Genomic DNA, 894 nt, shown 5'->3' with positions numbered 1-894 from the left:
GGCTTATGTGATATATACTTCTGGTAGTACGGGTCAACCCAAAGGGGTTATGATTCAACATGAATCGGTATCAAATTTAACGTATCATGAGCAAGATTTTCTTGAGATAGATTCGAGCGATCGTATACTTCAGTTTTCGCCGTATTATTTTGATGTTTCTGTAGAGCAAATATGGTTAACATTAAGTACTGGTGGGAGTTTGATATTGTTAGATAAACAAACGTTAATAGATCAAGAACAATTTGTAAATTATTTACAAGATCAAGAAGTAACACTACTTAATGTTACCCCATCGTTTTTACAGAGTTTATCCCTTCCTATACTTCCAGATTTAAAACGAATAGTAGTTTCAGGAGAGGAGTGTAAACCAGAGTTAGCCGTTAAGTATATTGATGATTATGCTTTTTATAATGAATATGGTCCAACGGAGTCCACAGTTATCTCGATATCGTATCCGGTAACGGTGGATTCCTTAAAGAAGAGTCGTCTTCCCATAGGACGTCCTATATCCAATACTCAAGCCTATGTATTAGATGATCATTTAAAGTTATTACCCCAAGGAGTAATAGGAGAGCTTTACTTAGGCGGTAAAGGTTTATCTAGTGGATATTTAAATCGCGCTGATTTAACAGCAGATCGATTTATAGACAACCCCTATGGACCGGGTCGATTATATAAAACCGGAGATTTAGTTCGCTGGTTAGCCGATGGTACCATCGAGTACCTGGGTCGAAACGATCATCAAGTAAAGATACGAGGCTATCGTATTGAACTCGGAGAGATAGGATCACAATTGGAGCGACTTCCAGAAATTGACCAGGCTTTGGTTTTGGCTAGTGGTTCAGGAGTTAATACTCAGTTGGTAGCGTATCTAAGTGGTGAAGAGCTAGATAA

General features: G+C 38.1%; 1 protein-coding gene. It reads left to right on the top strand.

Features of this window, described 5'->3' with window-relative positions; translation table 11 throughout:
- On the top strand, nucleotides 1-894 hold an 894-nt coding region (locus M0D21_RS22925), incomplete at both ends, for an amino acid adenylation domain-containing protein (protein WP_248334393.1).

It is taken from the genome of Aquimarina acroporae (assembly GCF_023195925.1).
In the GTDB taxonomy this organism is placed as follows: domain Bacteria; phylum Bacteroidota; class Bacteroidia; order Flavobacteriales; family Flavobacteriaceae; genus Aquimarina; species Aquimarina acroporae.
This window is presented reverse-complemented; position numbering and strand designations above follow the sequence as displayed.